The 25,129-nt window shown below is 49.0% G+C and carries 17 protein-coding genes; 6 read left to right on the forward strand and 11 right to left on the reverse strand.

Translation table 11 applies throughout. The features are described from left to right. Positions 1-45 precede the first annotated feature (45 nt). On the forward strand, positions 46-1,284 hold the full coding sequence (locus tag ACGHZ6_RS09795; protein WP_390618663.1) for a sugar MFS transporter: 1,239 nt from the start codon (positions 46-48) through the stop codon (positions 1,282-1,284). A gap of 7 nt (positions 1,285-1,291) precedes the next feature. Here the strand turns inward: ACGHZ6_RS09795 and ACGHZ6_RS09800 are convergent, their stop codons facing one another. The 3 genes from ACGHZ6_RS09800 to ACGHZ6_RS09810 form a co-directional block, all read right to left on the reverse strand. Beyond that, positions 1,292-2,311 carry a LacI family DNA-binding transcriptional regulator gene (locus ACGHZ6_RS09800; RefSeq protein WP_390618664.1) on the reverse strand — a complete coding sequence of 340 codons (1,020 nt, stop codon included), beginning with the start codon at positions 2,309-2,311 and terminating at the stop codon, positions 1,292-1,294. A gap of 97 nt (positions 2,312-2,408) precedes the next feature. Further along, entirely contained in the window at positions 2,409-4,127 is a 1,719-nt protein-coding gene (locus ACGHZ6_RS09805) for an amidohydrolase (protein ID WP_390618665.1), read from the reverse strand. An 87-nt stretch (positions 4,128-4,214) separates the two neighbouring features. Then, entirely contained in the window at positions 4,215-5,129 is a 915-nt protein-coding gene (locus ACGHZ6_RS09810) for a LysR family transcriptional regulator (protein WP_390618666.1), read from the reverse strand. Between the two features lie 168 nt (positions 5,130-5,297). Here ACGHZ6_RS09810 and ACGHZ6_RS09815 point away from each other — a divergent pair, with 168 nt between their 5' ends. From ACGHZ6_RS09815 to ACGHZ6_RS09825, 3 genes are all read left to right on the forward strand, one after another. After that, positions 5,298-7,574, forward strand: coding sequence for a TonB-dependent receptor (locus ACGHZ6_RS09815; RefSeq protein WP_390618667.1), 2,277 nt, complete (start codon positions 5,298-5,300; stop codon positions 7,572-7,574). A gap of 107 nt (positions 7,575-7,681) precedes the next feature. Further along, positions 7,682-8,764: a hypothetical protein gene (locus ACGHZ6_RS09820; protein WP_390618668.1), complete on the forward strand. Its 1,083-nt coding sequence runs from the start codon at positions 7,682-7,684 to the stop codon at positions 8,762-8,764. A 9-nt stretch (positions 8,765-8,773) separates the two neighbouring features. Continuing rightward, complete coding sequence (locus ACGHZ6_RS09825; protein ID WP_390618669.1) at positions 8,774-9,559, forward strand: substrate-binding periplasmic protein; 786 nt, start codon at positions 8,774-8,776, stop codon at positions 9,557-9,559. A 45-nt stretch (positions 9,560-9,604) separates the two neighbouring features. Here the strand turns inward: ACGHZ6_RS09825 and ACGHZ6_RS09830 are convergent, their stop codons facing one another. The 7 genes from ACGHZ6_RS09830 to ACGHZ6_RS09860 all read right to left on the reverse strand — a co-directional run bounded on the left by ACGHZ6_RS09830 (position 9,605) and on the right by ACGHZ6_RS09860 (position 18,893). Continuing rightward, entirely contained in the window at positions 9,605-11,479 is a 1,875-nt protein-coding gene (locus ACGHZ6_RS09830) for a hypothetical protein (RefSeq protein ID WP_390618670.1), read from the reverse strand. 205 nt (positions 11,480-11,684) lie between these two features. Continuing rightward, entirely contained in the window at positions 11,685-13,682 is a 1,998-nt protein-coding gene (locus tag ACGHZ6_RS09835) for a methyl-accepting chemotaxis protein (protein WP_390618671.1), read from the reverse strand. A gap of 196 nt (positions 13,683-13,878) precedes the next feature. Then, the gene (locus ACGHZ6_RS09840; RefSeq protein ID WP_390618672.1) at positions 13,879-14,445 is read right to left on the reverse strand and encodes a sugar O-acetyltransferase; all 567 of its coding nucleotides are present in this window, start codon (positions 14,443-14,445) and stop codon (positions 13,879-13,881) included. A gap of 235 nt (positions 14,446-14,680) precedes the next feature. Beyond that, positions 14,681-15,886, reverse strand: coding sequence for a nitrate/nitrite transporter (locus ACGHZ6_RS09845; protein WP_390618673.1), 1,206 nt, complete (start codon positions 15,884-15,886; stop codon positions 14,681-14,683). 66 nt (positions 15,887-15,952) lie between these two features. Then, complete coding sequence (locus tag ACGHZ6_RS09850; RefSeq protein WP_390618674.1) at positions 15,953-17,188, reverse strand: aminotransferase class III-fold pyridoxal phosphate-dependent enzyme; 1,236 nt, start codon at positions 17,186-17,188, stop codon at positions 15,953-15,955. A 44-nt stretch (positions 17,189-17,232) separates the two neighbouring features. Beyond that, positions 17,233-17,925 carry a class II aldolase/adducin family protein gene (locus tag ACGHZ6_RS09855; protein WP_390618675.1) on the reverse strand — a complete coding sequence of 231 codons (693 nt, stop codon included), beginning with the start codon at positions 17,923-17,925 and terminating at the stop codon, positions 17,233-17,235. Beyond that, positions 17,925-18,893 (reverse strand): carbohydrate kinase family protein, encoded by a 969-nt coding sequence (locus ACGHZ6_RS09860; protein ID WP_390618676.1) that lies wholly within the window; start codon positions 18,891-18,893, stop codon positions 17,925-17,927. The genes ACGHZ6_RS09855 and ACGHZ6_RS09860 overlap by 1 nt, the downstream gene beginning before the upstream one ends. Before the next feature lie 148 nt (positions 18,894-19,041). Here ACGHZ6_RS09860 and ACGHZ6_RS09865 point away from each other — a divergent pair, with 148 nt between their 5' ends. Beyond that, on the forward strand, positions 19,042-20,043 hold the full coding sequence (locus ACGHZ6_RS09865) for an AraC family transcriptional regulator (RefSeq protein ID WP_390618677.1): 1,002 nt from the start codon (positions 19,042-19,044) through the stop codon (positions 20,041-20,043). A gap of 176 nt (positions 20,044-20,219) precedes the next feature. Here the strand turns inward: ACGHZ6_RS09865 and ACGHZ6_RS09870 are convergent, their stop codons facing one another. Beyond that, positions 20,220-22,472, reverse strand: coding sequence for a DUF3604 domain-containing protein (locus ACGHZ6_RS09870; protein WP_390618678.1), 2,253 nt, complete (start codon positions 22,470-22,472; stop codon positions 20,220-20,222). Positions 22,473-22,697: 225 nt separating this feature from the next. On the opposite strand from ACGHZ6_RS09870, the gene ACGHZ6_RS09875 reads away from it, so the two are divergent. Continuing rightward, the gene (locus tag ACGHZ6_RS09875; protein WP_390618679.1) at positions 22,698-24,953 is read left to right on the forward strand and encodes a DUF3604 domain-containing protein; all 2,256 of its coding nucleotides are present in this window, start codon (positions 22,698-22,700) and stop codon (positions 24,951-24,953) included. Positions 24,954-25,129: the final 176 nt, after the last annotated feature.

Here is a 25,129-nt window from a genome sequence, read left to right on the forward strand (position 1 = left end):
GATGAGGTAGAGATTATGGCGGGGATGATGAGTGGGGAGTCGCTAATGCAACCCAACGCGGCAACAGGACAGGACCACCGGTTTACACTGACGGCACTGACCTCGCTGTTTTTTATGTGGGGGTTTATTACCTGCCTGAATGATATTTTGATTCCGCATCTGAAAGCGGTGTTTTCCCTGAGTTACACCGAAGCCATGCTGATTCAGTTCTGCTTCTTTGGGGCTTATTTTCTGGTATCTCTGCCCGCCGGTGCTTTGGTAAAGCGTATTGGGTACAAGCAGGGCATAGTTTCTGGGTTATTGATTGCGGCTACCGGTTGTTTGGTATTTTTTCCTGCGGCCAGTTTGCAGTCCTATCCGGTATTTCTATCGGCGCTGTTTATTCTGGCGTCGGGCATTACCGTTTTGCAGGTCTCCGCTAACCCCTATGTTGCCGTACTGGGTAAACCGGAAACTGCCTCAAGCCGTTTAACACTGACTCAAGGCTTTAATGCCCTGGGGACCACGGTAGCGCCAACCTTCGGCGCAATTCTGATTTTGGCAGGCGCCGAAGGCGGTGCCGAAATGATGGCCGATGCCAGTCATGGAGCAGACTCCGTTAAAGTACCTTACCTGATTTTGGCCGGTGCTCTGGTTACTCTGGCTGTGATTTTCAGTCTGCTGAAATTGCCTGCGGTGACTCATGCCGATGAGGGCGCAGAAAAGCAGACGGTTGATGCCAACCAGCAACCTTCTGCCTGGGCATTCCCACATTTGGTGTTGGGTGCGATTGCGATTTTTGTTTATGTCGGTGCAGAAGTAGCCATTGGCAGCTTTCTGGTGAACTTTATTGGTGAGGACAATATCACCGGTCTGCCAGAGGCCGAGGCGGCTAAATATATTACCTACTACTGGGGTGGCGCCATGGTGGGTCGCTTTATTGGCGCAGCGGTAATGCAGAAAATTGCCGCCGGCAGTGTATTGGCTTTTAACTCGGTTTGCGCCTGTGTGTTACTGGCAATTGCGGTATTGAGTGATGGATATACTGCGATGTGGGCGTTACTGGCGGTTGGCCTGTGTAACTCGATTATGTTCCCAACGATTTTCAGTTTGGCCATTCATCGCCTGGGTATTCATACCAGTCAGGGGGCGGGCATTTTATGTTTGGCGATTGTGGGTGGTGCACTGATTCCGCTGTTACAAGGTGTGCTGGCGGATAATATAGGTGTACAGCTGGCCTACGTCATGCCCATAGCCTGTTACCTGTATATTGCCTTCTACGGCGTAAAAGGCTGCAGAGCCTAGTTTGAGCTTAGGTGTCTGAAATCTTGGTGAGAGATTCTCTCGCCAAGAGTGTGTAAGGCAGCGTGGTGTGAGGATGCTGTTGTTGAGGCTCGCGCAGTTGATCCAATAACAGCTCTACCGCTTTGCTGCCCATGGCTCGGGTAGGTTGCTGTATCGTGGTTATTGGCGGCCAGGTCAATTGGCTGATGGGCGAATCGTCAAAGCCCGCAATACTCAGTTGCTCGGGCACTTGGATTTTATGTTGCTGAGCTACCTGCAAGGCGCCTGCAGCCATATCATCATTACTGGCAAAGATGGCCGATGGTGGTTGTTTCAATGCCAGAAGTTTTTCAGCGGCTTTCTGTCCTGACTCCGCATCATTGTATCCCTGAATAAGCAGGTTTTTTTTCTGCGTAATCTTGTGATCCGCCAAGGCTTTTTCAAACCCCGCAAGACGAGCTGCGCTGGTGGAATGATCCGGGTGACCAATAATAAAACCTATCCGTTGGTGTCCGTGCTGGATCAAGGTTTCAGTCATCTCATAACTGGCTTTAAAATCATCGCACCCCACACTGGGGGATAGTGTTTCCTGTGGCTGTGATGAAATACAGACAAAGGGAGCTTCCAGTTTTGTCAGGGCCTTGGTAATTGCCGGCGTATCAGACAGCGGCGGTGTGAGAATAAATCCGTCAACCTTGGCATTACTGACCAGGCTTTCTATATCCTGCAGCGTTGATTTATCCTGGTAACGACAGGGCCGAATAATTAATTCGTAGTGATTGGTTTGGCAGGCTTCCAATGCGCCGTATTGCACATCAATCACATAATGGGCATTGGGATTATCGTAGAGCAGGGCAAGCAGGTAAGAACGGTTACCGGCTAGGCTGCGGGCTGAGGTCGATGGGCGGTAGCCGAGTTGTTGAATGGCTTGCTGGACTTTTTCGATGGTCGACTCGCGAACCCGGGGTTCATTATTGACCACACGGGAAACGGTTTTAATCGACACCCCAGCCAGGGCGGCAACATCGTGAATAGTAGCCTTAGCCAAACTTTGCCTCAGAAAATGCATGCTGGAAAGCGGACATCATACCAGCTGCAAAGCCTGAGGCAATTGAGACAGGAGAACTGTTAACTAGGGAAAAGCGTTAATAGGGCGCAGGTAACACCCGGCCTTCGTGAATAGTGCCCCAAATTCCAATATCTTTAATAGTCATCGGATCAACGGTGAGGGGGTTATCATCCAACACGGTGATATTGGCAAATTTCCCCACTTCCAGTGAGCCGAAGTCCTGTTCCAATTGCATGGAATAAGCGGCTTCGATGGTCACGGCTCGCAGCGCCTGTACAGGCGTGATACGTTGCTCAGGACCAGCAATATTGTTATTTAAGGTACTGCGATTTACCGCACTCCATACCAGAAACAGTGGTTTGCCCGGGGCCATGGGCATATCGGCGTGTAGTGAAAAGGACACACCAGCTCTTGCCAAATCGCCCAGGCGTACCATCTCCTGTGCGCGCTCCGGGCCAATGCCCACTTCGCTGTAGGTGTCAGCCAAGGCAACCGTATAGTAGGGGTTGGCACTGACAATAATGCCCAGTTCCTTGATTCGCTGAACCTGTTCTTTGGTGGAAAAACCAAAGTGAACAATCACGGTACGATGGTCTTCACGGGGATTACGTTTCAGGTTGGCTTCGACAATATCGAGTACCAAATCTAAACCTGCATCGCCATTTTGGTGGACATGAATTTGGTAGCCATCATCCCAATAGGCCGCGAAAGCTTTTTCCAGCAAGTCCGGATTCATAATCCATTCGCCGTGATGTCCATCCAGATAGCCGTCTTTCATTTGCATCAGTTGGCTAAAGATGGCGCCATCGGCAAAGAGTTTGATCTTTTTGGGGTAAAAGCGACTCATACCATCTCCCCACTCCAATACCTTTTCCGTTTCACCAAGCATATCGCCATCGATATGTTCGTAGGCCATGGATTTACCGTCGGGAATATAGTCCATATGGTAGGGATTATCGTCGGAGGCAAAAACAAAGTTGTGCATTTTTTGTAGATAGGCGTGGGTTAAGCCACCGGGTTCGACGACATGAGTGCTGCCAGCTGCATGCCAGTAATCGCGAACATCCTTAAGCGAGGCAATATAGCGAAAGGGGGAGGCCATATCTTTAAACAATACAGGCAGTAACATCATGGCCCCTTGCTCCCAAAAATGGCCGCGCGCATAGTCGGTTTGTGCTTTGGCTGAATCGCTAAAGCCGTCAACCATGGTTTGATTGATGTCGAGAAATTCCAGCGCTTTACTGTTAAAAATAAATTCGTGTCCAGAGCGTTGCCAAACCATCATAGGGACAGTGGCGCTAATACGATCCAGGTCAGCGCGAGACAGTTCTCCGTGCCACAGACGGTGGTAACCCCAAGAGTAAAACATCTCATCGTCTTCACCGTGTTTGGCTACCAGGGCTTTGAGTTTTTGCTGGTAGTCATCGGCATCAATGGCACGAGGATAAAAACGATCACCGATCTCCCAGTCCTCGATAGCGATAATATGGGTAGCCATGGTTAATGCGGCCAGCGCAGGGTGTTCGTGTTGGTTGATCAGCCCGGGAATCAGCACCTTATTGGCGAATTGATCATCCTGAACAAATGGCTTATCGCCCAGGTTGGCTTTCACGGAATCCAGATCGCCGATGGCAATAATGCGATCGTTTTGAATGGCAATGGCTTGTACTTCACGGCTGTCCTGATCGAGGGTGACAATAGTTTTTGCCGTATAAACGGTAATTTGATCTCTGTTATCGAGGCTACAGCCTAGTAGTCCAAGCAGGCAGACAGTAATAATTATTTTAAAACGCATAGTTTCTCTCCTCTCAGGTCTAATACTAGACAACCCGGAAGGGAGAGAATCGATAATTTACGACAAACTGCCTATGGCTGCGGCATTCTAGTCCAGGTTGTCTTCCAGGATACTGATAAAGGCTTGCGCTGCTGGGGATCTAGGTCGGCCTTTTAATTCAATAACCCCCATGTCGATGTTCAGCGCCGGGAGTTGAATATCGAGCTGATGCAGCTCGCCTTGTGCTATCTCATCGGTAAAGTGATATTCCGTCGCAATCATCCAGGACTCGCTACGTAAAACGATATGTTTTAACGCGGTATAGTCATTACACATAACCGATGGGATGGGTTGATTGTTGGTGTTGAGACTCATCAGTGTCTCAAACAGCGGATTGGACGGCGTTAGTACCGTAGGGGCTACCAGCGGGTAATTTGCCAGGTCCGGGAGTTCGATGGTTTTCTTGGCGGCCAGGGGATGATCAGTTTTGACCAATAGCGAGAGTTTTACAGTCTTTAAGGGCTGGGTACTGATACCTTCAATATCCCGGTAGCTACCTAAACCGGCAATCAGCATATCCACTTCACGCTGCTTAAGGCGATAGATTAGCTCATCGGGCATGCCTTCACTGATATTGGTAGCAATACTCGGGTGTTGCTCAATAAAGTCTGGCAGGGCTTCCCTCACCACAACCTCCTTAATTGCACGGCCTACCGCCAGGTGTAATTCGCCGCCCTCGAGATTGCGGTAGATACCGGCGGCCCGTTGCAGGTCATCAATATCCAGCAAAATCCGCTGGCAATTCTCAGCAATTTGCAGGCAGAAGGCAGTGGGAGTCATGCCGGTTTTGGCCCGTTCAAACAGCTGAATATCCAGCGAGGACTCCAGGGTATGCAGGCTACGGGTAAGGGCTGGCTGGGTGATATGCAGGGCCTCGGCAGCGCCGTGAATGGTGCCGTGCTGGATAATGGCATTAAGGTGGCGCAGGTGTTTAACGCTGATCATAGAGGGGCTTTCAGGCATGGCTAGGCCTAATTTGATGAATTGGTGATAAATTTAAATTATCTATAACTGTATATTACTCATTATTAATCATCAAATGCACTGGGTAACATCTCCTGGACTCAATTATGAGCCCATAACAATAACGATGTGTCTTTTGAGTAAGACGTGTCTTTGAGGAGAGTGTATATGCAGCTTACAGCTATCAGACCTTTGGCGTTCGCCGTATCCCTGGCGGCAGCGGGTCAGGCAGGCGCCGATGCTTTTGCTATCGAAGAGATTGTGGTGACGGCAACCAAACGTGCCGAAAGTATTCAGGATGTGCCTATTTCCGTGTCGGCCTTTAGTGGTGACTTTATGGAGAAATCAGGCGTTGAGGATCTGCAAGGGCTGGGCAATATTGCCCCTAATCTTTCGGTAACCAAATCCACCATGGCGGTAAACCAGCGCATTATGATTCGTGGTGTAGGTACTGTAGGTAACAACGCCATGGATCCCAGCGTTGCAGTGTATGTGGACGGGGCTTATATCCCGCGTCCAGGCGCGATTATGGGCAACCTGAAAGATATTGAAGTGGCTGAAGTGTTGCGTGGTCCTCAGGGCACGTTGTTTGGTCGTAATGCTGCAATGGGCGCATTGAATATTCGCACTAACAAGCCAGAGATGGATACCCTAAGCCTGAAAATAGACGCAGGTATGGATGACTATGACGGCTACGATACAACCATTATTGCCAATGCCGGTATTAATGAATCTCTAGCGGCCAGAGTGGTAGCCAATTACACCGATAAAGGTGGCTATGGCGAAAATCTCTATGATGGGGATAAGGATGTGGGCGGTAATTCGGCCGAGAGCATCAAACCTTCCTTCCTGTATGAGCCAACCGAAGACTTAAGTATTTTACTGCGCCTGGATTACCAAGAGCTGCAAGGTGAGGGCGCAATAAACGAAGTACTGCCGGAAAGTGCAACGACGGCCAATTTGGCAACGCTGAACTTTTTAGGCATCGCCCCGGATGTGTCCGGCCTTGATCACACGATTAACCAGGCTCATAACGACAGCATGACGGATCGCCAGTGGGGGGCAACTTTGGATGTAACTTGGGATGATGTTTTAGACGGTCACACGCTACGTTCCATCACCTCCTACCGCGATTGGCAGAATGACACCATTGAGTATTCTCTATTCCGTTTGCCGATGGATGATATGACCCGTGATACCCACTTCGCCAGTGATTCTGTATCACAGGAAATTCAGCTGATTTCTCCTACCGGGGATGTATTCGATTATGTGGCAGGTTTGTATTACTTCCAGGAAGATTATGAAATTGATCAAACGGTTCATTTGGGGGCAGATTTCTGTCCGTTAACCGGTGCCTCTGCCGCGGTGTGTGCTGCCGGTGATCAATATAATGCTAACCCGGCATTGTTTAACCAGGATGCGGAATCCCTGGCAGTATTTTTCCAGGGCACTTTCCACATTACCGACCGTTTTGATGTGATTACCGGTTTACGTTATACCGATGATAAAAAAGACGGCTCCTTACTGGTAACACCGAATAACCTCGTGACCGGCGGCTTAATAGGTTCGGCGGAAGACAAACAACTCAAGTTTGATGACAGCCAGGTTAACTGGATGCTGAACGCCCGTTACTTCTTTACCCCGGATATTATGGGTTTCGCTACGGCTTCGACCGGATACAAATCCGGTGGATTAAATTCCCTGATGACCGGTGGGGGTGGCTTAACCGAATCGCAGCGGGTATTTGATTCGGAAGAAGTGACCAACTATGAGCTGGGTTTAAAAACTACCTTGCTGGATGGCAGCTTGGTGGCCAACGTGACAGCCTTTCGAACTGATATTGAAAACTTCCAGGATCGTTCTTTCCAGGATTTAACCTTTGTGATTGCTAATGCCGGTGAGTTACGCCAACAGGGCATTGAGCTGGATGTGCAGTACAGCCCCATGCAGGAACTGTTTGTATCTCTGGGTTACGCCTATCTGGATTCTGAGTTCCTGTCTTTCGACAATGGCTCGCCATTACCGGGTGTTGCAGGTACTCAGGATTTATCGGGTACCGCTAACCGTTACTCACCTGAGCATCAGATCAATCTTACCTCGCAGTGGACCCAAGCCTTGGGTGATACGGGCATGGAGTGGTTTCTTCGCGGCGAAGTGATGTGGACGGATGATGCTGATGTGGGGGCAACCACCAACAATAACCCGCAAACCATTCAGGATGCCTATTCACTGGTGAACCTGCGCGCCGGGTTGGAATCTGAAGATGGTGTTTGGTCAGTCAGCGCTTATGTTGAGAACCTGGCTGATGAAGAGTACTGCGTTGGTATGTACGATCAACCCAATGGGGGTGCATTTGGTACCCAGATTAATGGCACAACGTTGATTCGTTGTGTTCAGGGCGATCCACGCACTATCGGTATCCGTGGCAGCTACAGCTTTGACTGATTGTGTTGACTCTCCGAGCTTATTCTTTCTCAAGCTCTCTTGTTGGCCCGGCGTAAGCCGGGCCCTTTTTGTATTACACTAATGGGTACTAAGAAGGAGGATTGTTGGTGCCTTTTCCTCGGTTATTACAACGCATTAGCGTGGTTGTATTATCTTTCGGCTTGATACCTATGGTGTCTGCTACTAGTCCAGATGTCGCAGCTGGGAAAAACATCCAGGTGCAGCGCTTACTCGATGCGCCAATCATTTATCCGGCATTATCCAAAAGCCTTGGCCACAATATTCAGGGGCCGTCATTAATTCGGGTGCCGGAGTGGGTGAGAGACCCTTTGGGGAAATACTATCTCTACTTTGCCGATCACAAAGGGGCCTATATTCGATTGGCCTATGCCGATCAGTTAACCGGCCCTTGGCAGATTTATGAGCCCGGGACGCTGCACATAAAGCAAACAGATTTTCCGCAACGAGAGTTATCTGTATCTGCAATGCAGCGACTGCAAGTGAAACTTAAAATGCAGCTGATGGGTATCAATAGTGATGACTTTCCCCATGATATTGTTAAGGACCTAACCGTTCCGCATATTGCTTCACCTGATGTACACGTCGATAACGATAACCAACGTATCCTTATGTATTTTCATGGCTTGAAAGCCTTTGCCCAACAGGTAACTCGGGTTGCGATATCACAGGATGGCTTAAGCTTTTCCCCGCAGACGGAAGATCTGGGTAATACCTATTTGCGCGCTTTTGAATATGAAGGTTATACCTACGCCTTGACGATGCCGGGGCAGTTCTATCGATCCCGTGATGGCTTCAGCCAGTTTGAAAAAGGCCCGTTATTGTTCAATAAAGATATGCGTCATGCTGGATTGTTAAAGCGAGGCAAAACGCTTTATGTATTCTGGACACAAGTTGGACATGCACCTGAGCGAATACTGTTAAGTAAAATTGATATCAGTAAACCCTGGCAACAATGGACAGCTACACAACCGCAGGAGCTGTTAAGGCCAGAGCGTAGCTGGGAGGGGGCAGATAAACCGCTGGAGCCTTCCCTGCGTAGTGTGGCTTATGGTGAGGTGAATCAATTGCGCGACCCTTATATATTTGAAGACGAGGGTAAACTCTATTTACTGTATGTAGTGGCCGGTGAGAGAGGTATAGCCATTGCTAAACTGGAGGGAATCGACTAGTTTGAGGGAATGGATCTTCCCTTTCTTTCTCGCCATTTTTACAGGGCTTCTTTTTACAGAAGCATGATGGCGCTTGCCCTTACTCCATGGCTATTGTTATTCAGTATGTGCCTGGCGGCTTCCCCTGAATTAAACGAAACTATGGGTGGTCGCCCCATCATTGTTTTTGGTTGTTCTGTTTCTGCGAATAATCAATATTATGAGCAGGCAGAAAGCTTCTATCGCAAGGTGTTTACAAAGCTGGGCTACCGTTTTTCTATGTTATCTCTACCGCGTACGAGGGAATTAGCCGAGCTTAAAAAGGGCCAATTAGAGGGGTCTTGCGGCAGACGTTTTAGTCCACCTTATGCCGTCTTCCCTGAATTGGTTCGAGTCCCCGTGGCCATTGGTACTTTGTCACAGGTATTGCTCTCTCGTGATGCTACGCCGGGGATTCCTTCACTCTCCGATTTGCCAGACGGCAAGAGAATTGCCTATGTGCGTGGCGGTATTACTGCCACGGAGTTTGTTAATCAATACCCTAACCTTGACCCCATCGCTGTAGTTGATGCAGAGGTTGGTATAAAGATGTTAGCTGCGGGTAGGGTGGACTATTTTTTGGGAATCAGTATTACAACTCGGGATGTGTTAACACGCCTGCATTTTGATCAGAAAATATATCAACATGTGCAGATGAACAAACTCGAGATTTATCCTTATCTCGCACCTAAAGCACGGTACCTGGTTGAGCCATTAGAAAACGCAATTAAACAACAGCTGTTAGAGCAGCAAAAAGACTATCTATTTGAGTTTTAGTTTGGCGTACCAGAGAGGCCTCGCAGAATGCGAGGCTTTATCCAGTTAGTTCACTGTACAGGGGAAGTTGTAAAGTCCTGGTATAGCCGGTGTTTGATCTTCCACCAAGTCATTGGCGACGCCGGTATAGAGATAATTCTCAAGCCAATCAGATAAACTGACGCCTTTCGATGTGGCTGATGGCTGTACCACATGGCCCTCACTAACACGCAAGAAAAAAGCAAGATGTGGAATATCTTTCATACGACAGTAGGTTTCCCGCAAAATATTGGTCCAGGCTGCTTGATTGGCAAAGCCTCTCGATTGCACACCGTCCCATTGATCACTAATCCACATAAAGGTTTGACGTGGGTCACTACCTAGACGTTCGGCGTGAGCAGTATCCATGACTTCTCCCAGCGTACAATTATCTGCCTGACAGTAACTGGGCCATGTTTGTTTAACTTGCCAGGATTCCATCAGTGACAGCTTGGTACTGATATCTGTCAGTGGATTATCCAGGGTTAAACCGGTGTTTTTGGCAACCGAGGTTTTAGACCAGTTGAGTTCGTCCAGCACATAGTGGTAATGGTTGGATGCGCCGACGCCGCCAGCAGAGGTACCGTGGAATAACACCAGAAAGTCATTGGGTAAATAGGCTTTACCTTCCGCATTCATGGCAGACCAAATGACATCACGGGCATAATCCAGGGCGACTCTGACGTTGCGAGCACCGCTACGGAAAACACTGCCTTCGCTAAACACCTGCTCTGCACCATTACCCAGATGACCGTCCTGGGTACAGTAGGGCAGGCTGATTTTACTGCCTGTACGGAAGGGATTACTTTGCTTAGGCGTATGGAAGGCAACGCTGTCCGGGTTGCTACCCAGTGCATCGAGGCGATTATTTTTTAGTTTGGGACTATCGCTGGCAAGCAAGCTGTTGCATTCGTCGTTGGTTACACAACCTCCACCTCCCTGCGTATAGAGATAAACACGGTTCAATGGCTCTCCCGCAGGGGCTAGCTGTAGCCAGAATCGGTAGTTACTGCCATCACCACAGCGTGCACCAAATTCAGATGCATCCAGCTCGATTTCAACAAACTCACCACGCTGGGGTATGTGTTCTCGTGTATTGGAAGGGTTACCGTTCTGTGTTTCTACATTAAATACTTGCGTTGTTGAATCACCGTTTACCTGAAACACTTGCGTGGCAGACACTGAATCCCTGGGGCCACAGGCAAGAGTAAGCTGGTTTTGATTCGGATAAGCCTGGGCTGTATGGCAATCGGCTGATTTAGCCGTTCTTTGCAAAAATACCTGATTGGGCAGGCCGATGATATCTTCCAGCATGCTACTGGGGCAGGCGGTGGAGAGTTGGTTATTGACATTGGCAGTCAGGTTATTAATGTCGAAATCAATCGATGAGCAGTCACTATTACTCAAGCATTGATGATGAGCTGCACTAACCGCGTTTACGTAATCCTGCGCCAATAAGTTTGCACTTTGCAAACAATCAGATTCGTTGTCCGATGTCACATTGTTCAGTGCCTTGGCCTGTGGGCCTCCCAATGTACGAGCAGCGAGTGTTTGTGCGGTAGTGCGGCACTGGGACTGCAGCTGACTCACTGCCTTGCTACGACTCAGCTGGCTGTTGCTACTTGAACCAAACATATCGGTTTGACTTGCGCAGGCAGAAAAGACATTTGCCTGCAGGCTATCGAGAGCCTGTGATATGGCGCTATTATCAGTTGAACAGTTTGTGTTACCTGAACTGTAACAGCTCGTTAAAGCTTCCGTGGCCGTAGTAGCGCAGTTGGTAAGGGATTGCACCATGGTATCCACGCAGAGTGGATCCGCAGTGGCGCTAGCGTTGGCAATTTTGGATTGCGATAAGAGGGGCAGCAGCAATAGCAACGCTGCTTTGGAGGCTGGCTTCATAGAGTCACCTGTATCGTTATTATTAATATAATGCCGCTAAGCCGATGACCTCTATAATTGGGGCAGATTAGCGGAGGTTCAGTCTAGGTGGGGTGGGGGATAATGGATATTGAGTAATTGTTATACGGAGATAACAAAAAATTATTGTTAGAGACGTAAGGCGCAGAGGCTGGTGATCTGCGCCTTTAAAGATACGTGAGGCTAATTAGCTTGTTGTAAATGCAGTAGAAATACCTTGTAAATCACTGGCCAGCCGCGCTTGCTCCTGAGCTACTGCACTGATTTGCACAGAGCCGGAGGCAGTAGCCTGGGTCATATCGCTGATCGTGGTCAGGTTTGTGGAAATTTCATTAGTCGTGGCCACTTGCTCCTCAGCAGCCGCGGCAACCTGGGTGGCCATATCGGAAATGGTATTGACGCTATGGCCGATTTCTTCCAGCGCATCGACCAATTCACTGGTTTGTGACGCCGTCGTGGCTGCAGTTTCACTACCGGCTTTGATGGCTTCAAAGGCTTTTTCCGACATGCTGTTAAAATTGGAAATGATTGATTCAATTTCTGAGGTGGATTTTTGCGTGCGTTGTGCCAAGGTTCTGACTTCGTCGGCAACCACTGCGAAGCCCCGTCCTTGCTCTCCCGCTCGAGCCGCCTCAATGGCAGCGTTCAACGCTAGCAGGTTCGTTTGCTCTGCAACGGATTTAATCACCTCGATAACGTTGACAATGTTGTTACTGCTGGCGTGAAGCTCTTCGATAATCGTGCCTACGGACTGTACCTCTTCCGCCAGACGGTGAATGCGTTCTACATTGCTATTGACCGTTTGGCTGCTTTTCTCGGCGATTATCTGAGTGTTTTGAGCTGCTTCAGCCGCACTGGTGATATGGCGGGCAACTTCCTGGGTGGTAGCAGTCATTTCTTCAACCGCGACAACCACCTGTTGAGTTTGTTCATTCTGACTTTCAAGGCTGCGGCTGTTTTCCTCAACAGTAGCTGAGGTCTCTTCTGCGGCACTGGCCAATTGGATGCTGGATTTGCCAATCTCATCCAGGGCGCTAGAGAAGTGATCAAACATAGAATTAAGATTGATCGCAGCTTGCCCCAGTTCATCCTGGCTATGGGTTGATACTCTGACGGTCAGGTCTTTGTTCTGTGCTGAAGAAATCACTGTATTGGATAACGCAGTGACCTGGCGGGTGAGTAAGGAGATTACCCATATGCTTGCGGCTACGGTAAGTGCCACAATCACCAAACTAAAAAACACCAAAAACACAAAATCACTATTGGCTTGATCTCGTTGGGCAACACTAAAGCTGAGGATATCCTCGCTGAGTTTGTCTTCGACACGTTTTAGCTGATTAATACGACCTGTAGCAGCTTTAAACCAGGTCGTGGGTTCAATACCAAAATCACCAAATTCAGCGTATTCAAAGGCTTTATTGCGGAAGCGTTTAACCTCATTGACGGCGCTATCCTGCATGGCATTTTGATAAAAATTGGCTTGCTCGGGCAGGGCAAAGGTTTCAAATACCGAGAGGTAGCTATCTTGTTCAGAGACCAGGCGAATAAATTTCTTGTAACTGTCGGGTGTAAAGTTGTCGAGGGAAAAGACTGCACTTAATACCGCGCGTTCAATACCGGCTCGTTCTTTACCCTGTAGAAAGTTGTAATAGGCTTGGATTTGTTGGGTGATTTGAGAATCTTTGGATACCGTCGCTGCTCTGGGGGCGATATCCAGCAGGATTTTATTGTTCTGAGTGTAGTAACCAATGGCTTTTGAAGAGGCAATTTTTAAGCTGGTAACCCCTTGGCGAATACTGCCCAACTCGTTTAAGCGGTTATCTACCTGATTAAGACTATCGACAATGGCGGGAGCCAATGTCTGGCGATCAAAATGGCTTAGCAGTTGTTGTCGTTTGCTTATAGCATCATCGGTACTGCGCCTTTGTTTGGTTAATACATCACCAAATTTGCGGCCTGCTGAGCCCAGGTAACCTGCACTTGCACCTCGTTCTTTTTGCAATTCATGCACCAAAGCACTGTTGGCGGCTGCAATTTCCACCAGAATTTCTATGGTCTCAGCGCTTTTGGCTGTTTCTGCCGCTTGTTTTAACCCTACGCCACTAAAATAGGCCAGGCCAACAACAGGTAGTGTAATCAGAAAGAAAAGTTTTGCCTTCACAGACAGGTTTCTTAAGGCGTTCATGATATTCCTCTGTATCTTCAGCTACTTCCTTTTGCACAAAAGTGGTGCGCTGGATACGCCGTTGCATCCTGGAATTCGTCTTACGAAAAGCTGGCGCGACATTGCGCCCTGTGATTATCGGCCGCTGTCACAAATTCTTAATATTGAATCTGCGGAGCCTAATTAGAGGATAGACAATGATTTAACGGTTGTCGGATTAAGACTTAGAGGGATTATCTATTTGGCGTTTTACCTGAGCGGGATTACCGGCTACCAGATGATAGGCGGGTACGTCTTGAGTAACCACACTACCTGCTGCAATCACGGCACCATCGCCAATGGTGACGCCGGGTAAAATAATGGCACCGCCACCAATCCAGACCTGATCCCCAATTGTCACAGGCTTGGCCTGTTGCAAGCCTGCGGTACGTTCATTGGCATCGAGAGGGTGGTTGTTGGTCAGGATTTGTACATTGGGGCCCAAGAGCACATGATCGCCAATGGTAACTTTGGCGGCATCGAGAATAGTGCAGTTATGGTTGGCATAGAAGCGTTGGCCCAGATAAATATTCTTGCCGTAGTCACAGGCAAAGTTGGGCTCGATATAACAGCCATCTACTGCAGCAAATAATTGCCGAGTGATTTTTTGACAGGCTTTAAAGTTCTCTGGCGGAGTATTGTTCAGCTCGCGACACAGGGCTTTGGCTTGGCGGCGCTGTTCAACCAATGCCTTGTCCTGCGGATTGAACCACTCACCGGCAAGCATTTTATCCTGTTCACTCATAATTGACGCCAATTTCTACATTAAACCATGCGTGAATAGTAAGGTGTTTAGCGTAGTGTTTTCAATATGCAGGCGGAGGGAAACAAAGACCCCCGCACACCGAAGTGGCGGGGGAGGGTGAAACGACCCAATACAGGACTCGGTTTGACTGTAGAACAGTCTCGAGAGAGAGCCGGTTCAGTATGCCCGGGTTTTCTCGTTGATGCGTCTTAGCCGATAAACCAAGACACTCTTTTTACGATATTTGATGACTTTCTTTGGGCTCTTCCTCTATTTCAATATTGGGTTCTTGCAGCTTGCGCATAAAGACCAGTGAAATTGCATAACAGGCAATAAGCACTAATGCCGATTGCGGCCAGCTGAACCAAACGCCAACACGTTCCATCGCCAATGCGATAATTAGACCGCCCAGGCTGCTGGTCAACATCACCATACTGTTAGCCAAACCGGCGCGGGCAGGACCAGAAAATTCAGCGGAAAGTGCAATAATCAGAATATAAGCGGGAAGTTGGAAGAAGCCGGCTGCCGCACCAATACTCAAGGCCTGATTAAGTTGCGTGCTGGTTAACAGGGGATAGGTAAACAGCAAACCACATAGCGAAGATAGAATAAGGAAAGGACGTCGGCGTCCAACTCGATCCGATAGGGCTGGAATAATCGCTGCACCAATAATCGAAAACAACAGGGCACAGGCAATCACATAACTGGCTTGTTCCGGGTTTAGACCATTGGTATTCATAATCTTTTCAAACCAGGCATTAAACCCGTTAGTGGCACCGATAATCAAAAACGATAACCACATAACAATAACCAGATTGTTATCGCGAAACAGGGATTTGATTTCACTGATTCCACTTTCATTACTGGCAACCAATTGACTGCGATTTTCCTTACACAATGCAATAAATAGCGCAGTAGTAATAAGTGATACAAACGCATAATGCATCATGGTTGGGTATAAACCGTTTTCTGTAACCAGCAACGCGGTAGCGCCCATGCCCACAGCAATACCCAGTAGCATGCCTGCCATAACGACGCCGGTGGCCATGCCGGTTTTTTCAACGGGAAACCAGTCGGAGACCACTTTGGCGATTGCCGAAGTAATGTAAACACCGGATACCGCAATAACAGTTTGGGAGCTTAGTAGACCCCAGTAACCTAAATCTATACTTCGGAAAAGTGCTGCTGCGGTCATGGCTACTGCAGCATAAGAAACAACTTTCTTATAGCCGTGATGATCCAGTGCTATGCCAGCATGAAAACCGAAAATGAGATAAGTCAGGGGATTTAGCAGTGTCGGTAGCCCTGCCCAGAATTCGCTGATATGGAAGTGAGCTTGCAGGGTAGTGACCAGAGGGGCGAAGTTTAACACCAGCATTTGATTAATGCCGACGATCAACCCAAAGGTCAGTAAGACGGTCCATTGGGAATGTTTAGACATAATAAGGATCCGGGCCGGGACTCAAACTGAGCTCCGGCCGTAAGTGGTGGAAATGTAGGGAGTGAGTTAACCCTCGCCGAATTGTTGCTTTAAGGCTTTAAATGCACCTTCAGTTCTTTCCAGAGCCTCAGCGATATCACTTTCTTCGTGGGCGGCACAAACAAACATGTTGTGCCAAGGGTGATAGTAAACACCGCGCTTGGCTGCTTCAGCGCAGAAGTAGTTATTCTTCTCCCACATCGGATCGTCTTCAAACAATACCAGTGGCATTTGTACAGGACCGGTTTGATTGAGTTTGAAACCGTAGCTTTCTGCCAAAGAATCCAAACCATTGCGCAACAGGGTGCCGGCAGTTTCCATTTTGGCGATAGCGCCTTCCGATTCAATAGCATCGAAGGTAGCCAGAGAGGCCGCGAAAGATACAGAGGAGAACCAGAAAGAACCGGTGCTATAGATTTCGCCTGCGCCTTGACGGAAACGATCGTTGCCCGTAACGACCGATAAGGAGTAACCGTTAGCGACAGATTTACTCATGGCACACAGATCGGGTAATACGCCAAGTGTTTCCCAGGTGCTGCCAGTACTGAAGCGGAAAGCACAACGTACATCATCCAAAATTAGTGCGGCGCCTTTGTCGTCACAGAGCTTACGCATAGTGGTGGCGAACTCGTTAGTCGGCCACTCTTGATCAACAAATACATCGTGTTTAAACGGTGAAACTATAATTGCAGCCAAGTCATCACCCGCTTGTTCTACGGCGGCTTTCAGACTCTCAACATCGTTAAAGTTATAGGTGATCTGGTTGGCGCGATCACTTTCAGTAATACCGGCTTGTCCAGGGGTACACCAGATAGTTGCACCATGGTAAGCGCCATCGGCAACCAGAATCGTATTGCGTTTGGTTTGCGCACGGGCAGCCATGACACAAATGGTGGTTGCATCGGTGCCGTTTTTAGCAAACAGGGTCCAGTCGGCGTGGGCAGAGGTGGCATTAAACTTTTCCGCCAGCTCAACCATCAATGGTGATGGTCCGGTAGTAGCATCGGCAATCGCTTGCTGGATACGCGCGGCTTCGTCGACTTTTTCGTGGCAGTAACCCAGCAGGTTGGTGCCGTAACCGCACATAAAATCGATATACTCATTGCCATCGGTATCCCACAGGCGACAACCTTTGGCGCGGCTAAAAAACTGTGGGTGCGCTGGTGACAGTGAGGCTGAATTTTGGTGGCCGTAAACGCCGGTAGGGAATGCGGATTGGGCGCGAGCACGTAAAGTCAGATCATTATCCAATGTATAAATCATAATAGTTCTCTCTTTGTTCTCAAATTCTGTGAATCTCTCGGCGACTATTTGTCTAAACGGTTACCGTCGGTCAGATCTTTGCGTTTTTCCTGTTGGCCGTAGCTGGCAAACGCTACAAGCACATCATCCATTTGTTCTTTGGAAAGTAATTTGGGACCGCCTATAGCCAGTGCGCCCCAATGCCAATGGGCAAGTTCTTCAACCAGTGCTGCCAGCTTAAGTGCACCTTCAAGATTAAAACCGGTTGCCAGTTGGCCGTGGTTAGCTAACAAGCAGGCCATAGAGGTTTGCAGGGCGCTTAAATTGGCATCCGACAATTCCTGTGAACCAAAAGTGGCATACGGGGCCAAGGGGATTTCATAGCTGCCGGTGGCGGCGATCATATAGTGTTGTGCTGGGATGGATTTATGGGCGCAGGCCAAAATGGTCGCGTAGTTGGAATGGCAGTGAACCACTGCTTCCAATCCAGGTTTGTTTTTATACACATCGGCGTGCATACGCCATTCGCTGGAAGGGGTAAGCTGATCCGTATCAGTCTCACCATCCAAAGACATATGTACGATATGCTCAGGTTCTAAATCCTTGGGCAGAATACCGGTAGGGGTAATCAGCATCCCCTTGTTGGTTAACACCGAAACATTACCTGAAGATCCAGTCGTCAGCCCTTGATCTACCAGACTTTGAATCGCTTCTACTACCTGCTGGCGGCTGGCCTGATCGTTTTGATAAATAGCCATCAGCTTTGCTCCGCATCCAGAACTTTCATGGTGCCGGATTCCATAATGCGCAGGGTGGTTTCAAAATCTTTAACACCCGCATCAGAACCAACGCCTGACGCGACCTGTGCCGCAGTGGCAGTGGCAAAGCGACAGGCTTTGACAGGATCAAAACCGTTAGCAAGGGCAACGTTAAAGCCGCCACAGAAGGAGTCACCACAGCCGCTGGTATCAACCACATTAACGTCGTTAATGACCGGCAGCATTTCTTTGATACCATCGCGGCTTGCAATGTAAGAACCGTCACCACCACACTTAATCACACAGGCGTTAGCGCCTAGTTCCATGAAGAATTCTGCTGCTTCTTCAACGGTAGATTTACCGGAGATCTCCAACGCTTCATCAATAGAAGGCATAAAGTAATCGAGGTAGGGGGCAAGCACTTTAAAGGAATCCAGGGTTTGTGGGCCGGGTGCAATCAGGTCGGCGGTAATGGTTGCGCCGTTTTGCTTGGCTTCTTTTAACAGGTTTGCACCAATCTCACCGTCTAGATTAAATAGCATGCCTACGCCGCCCCAGTGGATATGCTTGGCATTGACCAGGGCGTCTTTCATTTCATCGTTCAACTCCAACATCAGGAATGCGCCGGGCATATGCCAATTGGGACGACCGCCGTTTTCCGGATTAATGGCCAGCATCGTGGTGGCGGTAGGCATGTCGTCACGCTGTTGAATCGAGTCGGTGTCGACATTCGCTTGCTTGAGTTTGTTAACCAGAATATTACCAATATCGTCATTACCTACAGCGGTAATCAACGTGGTTTCTACTCCTTGCTTGGCAGCAATAACGGCGGGAGCGGCTGCTGTGCCGGCAGGACAAAGATGAATCTTCTCAACGAGATCAGTTCCTTCTCCCTCGGGAATTCGAGTAATGGGGTAGCCCACGACATCTAGGATGGTGGCTCCAATGCTGACAAACTGTTTGCTCATAACACTCACTCAATTATCTGGTTGTTGAGGTTACGATACTCCCGGGGCTAGTCCGTCGATAGCTTCAAATCGGGCAGAACTGGTCATTTTCGGTCAAAGTCATTATGCTTATAAAGACTTGTTAAAACGCTGCTGGTTTTTCACCGTTATGGCTATAGATACCCGATGTATCCCAACCTATATGTTCCATGTCGTGCAAAAAGTACTGCAGGAGTTCGGTATTGCGCCGCAAGTGATGGTGGAAAACTCCGGCATTAGCCTGGAAGAACTGTCGCAAAAAGATACCCTGATGTCGTTTCAGCAGGCGATGGTGTTAATTGACAACGCCTTGCAAGCAAGCTCGGAGCCTGGAATTGGTTTACGGGTGGCGGGACAGATGACTATCAATGACTGGGGACTGTTCGGTTATGCGGTTGCCAGTTGCCAATCGATGGAAGAATCCCTGCGGGTGGGGATGCGTTACAGCGCCGCGGCAACACGCCTGACTAAAAATGACCTGGTGTTTTCTGACGGTAGTTTTTCTCTTCAATCAGAATCTTTGTATCCGGTAGGCGAGCAGTTACCCTTTCTGATCGAAGAAGACCTTGGCGGTATTGTACAGTTTGTAAAAACCTATGCTGATGAAACCCTCTTGCCACGTGAAGTACAGTTGGCGTATGACGCGCCTTCCTATATAGATCTTTACGAAAAACATTTTCAATGCCCGGTTATCTTTGGCTGCGAGCATAATCAGTTAATCTGGGATGAGGCGGTGATGAAGCGCCCATTTCCAGCTCATAACCCGGTTGCAGCACAATATGCCTTAAAACTTTGTGAAGAGTTTATTCAGGAAAATAAGGATGGGCATGAAATAGTCGATACGGTGCGTAATATTCTGGTGCAGGCAACCAACCCGTTTCCAGCCATTGAGGAAGTTGCCAAGCAGTTGAATATGAGTGAAAGTACTTTGAGGCGTGCACTTAAAAAAGAGGGGAGTTCCTACCGGGAAATTCTTGATAGCGTAAAAGAGAAAATGGCCAAGGAATACTTATCGACGACCAATTTGCGATTGGAAGATATTGCTTACCTGGTAGGGTTTAGTGACGTTAGCAACTTCCGCAGAGCCTTTAAAAAGTGGACAGGAAAGCCACCACTGTTCTATCGGAAATAGTTTTACAGGAAACTGCTGAAAATAGCACGCCTTCCCCGCGAAAGCGGGGATCCAGTGATGCGAAGTTCGTAGATCTCAAATCGCACAAAGTAGAATAAAACAGTTATTTCGTAAATCGTAACCACGTGCCATAAATCTGGATCCCCGCTTTCGCGGGGATGGCTACGTAGTGAGTTTTACCTGGGTTGGTAGTTTACAAAGATCGGTGACGACCAGGCTCTACCTTCTTTCATCGCATGGCACTCATCGCTTGGATCCGTACGTTTATCACTGTAACAGGGTTTAACTTCGATGGGCTTTCCACTTTCATCGTAACTGGTGCGCAGGTTGGCAGCGTTGATCGTGGGCCTTGGCTCCTGAATCGCACGAGCGTAATAGGTTACATCCCGCTCCAGGGTTTCAAACTCTTCATCGGTGAATTCTACGGTACAACCATTTTGATTTGGGGCACAGTCAAAGGTCTTCCAAATATCTTCAATACGTGACGTTCCATCGGGCAAAAACATCGGTTCGTCTTTAATCATTTGTGGTCGCACACGAATAATTTCGATGCGGGTAATTAAGCGGCGCTCATCTCCCGGGTTGTAACATTCTCCTCGGCACAGGCTTTCCATACGCTCGGTGGTTAAACCATCGAGAACATAATCAGGGCAGCCTGGTTTTTGTTTGAAAGCGCCTACAGCGGAAACACGGAAGCGGGGTGCTTCAGTCATGTCTACTTCAGAACCCATGGGCTGCTTACCATCTTTGCCGTTTAGCAGGTCAAACCAAAGCAGGATACGCTCGCCACTGGTACCGTAGACTTGTTTCTTTTGCATGGCATTCCAGATGCTATCTCTATCGCGGCCTGGAGAGTGGACGGCAATCAACCCACCGGTATAGAAATAGGAACTGCTGCGTTCATGTTCGAATTTCTTCACCGGAGGCAGCGACATAAAGTCACCTTCGCGGGGCTGGTTTGAGTATTTGCTGTTGGGGTAGGCGACTTTACGCGCGAATTCTTCCTGTACACCGGAAGTCTCGGTGTTGGCGTAGCGGTCATATTCTTTGTAACCGGTACCAGGGCGGCCAGTGTGGTTGTCGCTGGAAGCCATAAAACCGAAATTGAAACGCTGTGGATTATCCGGGTCATCAAAATTGGTGACTGACAGCGCGTATTGAGCACTGCCACCTGGGCGCAGGTTAAAGGCGGGTAGATAACAATCGGTACATTGACCGGACTCTTGCCAATCTTCAAAGGCCAAACCACTAATCACATAATGGCCGGCGACGCCGTTTTCGGCATAAATTTGGCGAGCCAAGTTGGCCCGGACCTCACACTCGGTAGCGGTGCCGCCATCGTTTAGGCAGCGGGATTCAATAATTTCCCCGGCCCGCCAGCACGATGGTGTGTAGGTTTCGCTGGGTGTGGGGCAACTGATCTCGCCACTGACGCCAATATTGATTGCCCGCCAATCCCGATATTCTTCCGAGTTACCGTGACCGGAGAAAATTTCCATCAAGAATTGGTAATCGCTGCGTTGTTGTCCATCTTTGAGTTGTTTATCCCACGTGGTGCCTGGCGGGGTATAGACACCCCAGCTGTTGCCGTGAGGGATAACCATCGTATCGAAGCCCCATTGGTCGAGTTTGGAAAACAGGTCTTTGGGGGTTCTGGCTCCTTCTCGGCAGTCTTTTGGCAGTTCACGTACATCAACACCTTCAGGGCATTCCGGATAGGAGTAAACGGTATCGGTCAGTTTGTTAAAGTCGAATGCGCGTTGGCGGTCTTTAAAGTTCAATAGCGGCAAGCCGATGCGATCTGCGGGTGAGGCTGAACGGTTGACGATACCTGGGGCCTGGGCGTAGATGGGGCGGGTGGGTACCTGGTCTTCGGCGGTATCTTTAAAGATCACGTTTTTGTGACCGTAGTGATTGTTGGGATTGGTTCCGGCATGTGTCCATTCAAAACCCAGGTAAGCCACCATATCCGGATCATCGGGGTCACCTGATACGGCATTACACTGGCGGATACTGTCTTTGGTGTCTTGCCAGTGTTCCGGGGTTGTGTGCTCGGCGTGGTCGTTGATGGACCAGAAGTCCAGGGCGGAGCAATAACGGGCAAAATCACAGGCATCAGCAGGCGGGCTAGCGCCATCACCGCCCATCAAGCTTAAGCTGTATTGGAAGGCATCGATGGAATAGGTGGTGTGAGCGTGCAGGTCACCAAACAGGATTTGGGTATCGACAGATTGGTTTACGGCTGTTGAGGCTGCTTGTTGTTTGGTTTGTAGGGATTTTGTATAGGCTTCTGGGCGGGGAATATCTGTCACTGTACCAGCAGTTTCCAGTTTACCGAATGCGCCAAAGTAGGCGAGCCCTAAATAGGTGGCGGGCAGGGCGATGGTTATGGCAAGGACTTTCTTGGCGTTTAATTTCAATAGGCTCATCTTCAGTTACTGCTTCTGGTTTTATTTTCACCAGTTTGCAAAACGGAGCACAAAAATGCGTCCACACCGATGTGTACGGACGCAATATCCTTAAGTATGTCAGTATTTTCAGTGTCCGGATTCGGAATCCGGTGCCAGCGGACGCATCAGAGGGCGCAAATTCGTTAGATTCGGTGTGATGAAGATAAAGCGTTCAATAAAAAAGCTATAACAGGAGTTTCATTTATGCCCTTATTGCGGAAGTTAGGTTTGGTAGGCGCAGTATCCCTGGCTGGGGTCGCCACCTATGTGCTGGGCATTCAGCAAAATTGGTATGGCCAGCCATGGCAAGCGGGGGAGATTACCGCACCACCTGCCAGTAAACATGAGGCTGTGGCTGAGCGAGCAGTAGCCCAAGCGGAAGCCATTTCGGCAGTAGGGGCAGAAGGGGATAAGCAGATCCTGTTTGGTGACTTGCATGTGCATACGTCGCTTTCACTGGATGCCTACCTGTCTGCTTTACCGCTTATGCAAGGTGAAGGTGTGCATCCTCCAGCGGATGCCTGTGACTTTGCCCGCTATTGTTCTTCCCTCGATTTCTGGTCTATTAACGATCATGCCGAGAGTATTACCCCAGATCGCTGGATGGAAACCAAGGACACCATCCGTCAGTGTAATGCTGTGGCAGGGGATCCGGAGAATCCGGACGTTGTGGCTTACCTTGGTTGGGAATGGACCCAGATGGGATTAACCCCGGAAAACCACTATGGCCACAAGAATGTGGTGCTGCTTGATACCGAGGAGGATAAGGTTCCTACCCGTCCGATAGCGGCAATGGGTACAGCCTTAACAACTATTCAAAACGCCGAAAGTGGGGCAAAAAAGTTCCTATTACCCGCTTTGGACCCTAAAAACCGCCAGATCTATTATGATTTTGAGCGTTTTATTCAAGATGGTAAGACAGAGCTTTGTCCGCAAGGCGTAGATGTTCGTGATCTACCTAACGATTGTATTGAATACACTGAAACGCCAGCTGAGCTGTTTGCCAAGTTAAAACAATGGGATTTCCCTACTATGGTCATCCCGCACGGAAATGCGGTGGGGCACCATAACCCTCAGGGGGCCTCATGGATGAACCAGTTGACCTCGGGTAACCATGATCCCGAAATGCAGAGCATGATCGAGGTTTACTCCGGTCATGGTAACTCGGAAGAATACCGCAAATTCCTGGCCTATGCGGAAGATGAGGAGGGTAACCCTTATTGCCCTGAACCTACTGATAACTACAAACCTATGTGCTGGCGCGCCGGAGAGATTATTGAAGCGCGATGTCTTAAGGAGGGTGAATCTGCGCAGGAATGTAATGATCGTGCGGTTATAACCCGCCAGTATGCCATCGAAGCGGGGCACTTAAATTTCGCCGTTGTTGGCCGCTCAGAGCTGGAAGAGTGGCTGGATGCAGGTGAATGTACCGATTGCTTCCAGGCCGTGGCCAATCTACGTCCGGACACCACTGTTCAGGCGGCCCTGGCCGTACGTAACTTTAAAGCGGGACCCGGTGAAAGCGAGCGCTTTAAGTTTGCTATCATGGCAGCCAGTGATAACCACACCGGTCGTGCCGGTACAGGTTTTAAGGAAATTGGTCGTCACAATGCGGCAGACATTTCAGGTCCTAAAGCGGAGTGGCTAAGCAGGATTATGAATGGCATGCCGAATGAGCCGTTAACCCAGCCAGTCGCGATTGATGGCCACAATACCGAAGCTAATACACGTTTTACCGAACGTACCCGTAACTTTGTTTATACCGGCGGATTAATTGCAACTCACAGTCCCAGCCGTGATCGCAAGGCTATCTGGGATGCCATGAAACGCAAAGAGGTATATGGCACCAGCGGCCCACGTATTCTTCTGTGGTTTGATCTGCTCGATGATGAAGGCAATAAACCCATGGGCTCTGAATTGGAAATGGCCGAAATGCCACGTTTCCGTGTACGTGCTGTCGGCTCCTTTAAACAGAAGCCCGGATGCCCAGACTACGCGGTTACAGGTTTGACCTCTGAGCGTCTGGAAAACCTCTGCTACGGCGAGTGTTATAACCCGGGCGATGAGCGTCACAAAATCGAGCGTATCGAAGTGGTTAAGATCACTCCGCAAATTACTCCCGATGAAAAACTGGGTGATCTGATCGAGGATACCTGGAAGGTGTTTGAATGTGATGATCAGGGCCAGGGCTGTGCGGTAGAGTTTGAAGATGCGGATTTTGCTGAAGCATCACGAGATAGCTTGTATTACGTGCGTGCTATTCAGGAGCCAACACCGACGATCAATGGCGGTAATTTACGCTGTGAATACGACGAGAATGGTCAGTGCATTAAGGTAAACCCTTGTTATATCAATGAGCGTACTGACTATGCCGATGACTGCCTGGCACCTTCGGAGCACAGGGCTTGGTCATCGCCGATTTTTGTTGATTATGCACAAGAACAGGGATCTGAGGGATAAAGCACTACCGCTTTGCTAAGCTAAGGAGGGGACTAAGATAGGCATGAATGTATGCGTTACCTCCTATCGCTGTACTGTTGCTTTATGCTCAGTACAGCGTTTGCTGAAAACTATGAGGAAATAACTCAACTTGATGAACCCCTGGTATTTGGGGTTCGTGCAGGTATGCCTGCTAA

The sequence above is a fragment of the Maricurvus nonylphenolicus genome (assembly GCF_042854845.1).
In the GTDB taxonomy this organism is placed as follows: Bacteria; Pseudomonadota; Gammaproteobacteria; order Pseudomonadales; family Cellvibrionaceae; genus Maricurvus; species Maricurvus nonylphenolicus.